The following is a 650-nucleotide window of genomic DNA, read 5'->3' on the forward strand; positions in this document are numbered from 1 at the left end:
CGGGAACATGCCGTCGTGGGCGATGGACAACGGGCCGATGGTCGGCGCATCGAATCGGGCCAGCGCCGACAAAGGCACCATCTCGCCACTCAGCGGCGAGCGCAGGTAGAAATAGGCGAGGCTTTCGGCCTTGCCGCGTTGGCGGGTGTCGAGTTCGAGAATGACGTTGTACTGGTTGATTTCGGTCTGGAACTCGTTGACCTGCCGCTGACCGAAGGCGTCATAAAGCGCCTCGTCGACATCGCTGGCGGTCAGCCCGAAACGTGCCGCAGCGGCACGGTCGATGTGGATGTGGGTGATGCTGCCGCCCAATTGCAGGTCGTTGGAAATGTCGCGGAACGCCGGGATGCTGCGCAGTTTTTCGGTCAGGCGCTGGGTCCAGAGGTTAAGCGTCGGGCCGTCGTTGCTCTTGAGCACGTATTGATACTGGGCGCGGCTGGGGCCGGAGCTGAGGTTGATGTCTTGCCCGGCGCGCAGGTACAGCACAATGCCCGGGACCTTCAGCAGTTGCGGACGAATCCGGTCGATGAAGGCGCTGGCGGACACATCGCGGTCGCCGCGTTTTTTCAAGGAGATCCAGAAGCGCCCGTTGGCGATGGTCTGGTTGCTGCCGGAAACACCCACCGAATGCGAAAAGGTCTGCACTGCCG

The 650-nt window shown here is 62.5% G+C and carries 1 protein-coding gene; it reads right to left on the reverse strand.

Annotated features, from left to right (window positions below; all coding sequences use genetic code 11):
• Positions 1-650, reverse strand: a 650-nt coding sequence (locus AC1DH9_RS30330) for an efflux RND transporter permease subunit (RefSeq protein WP_477809478.1), incomplete at both ends; no start/stop codon positions are given.

It is taken from the genome of Pseudomonas sp. 05T35 (assembly GCF_056396605.1).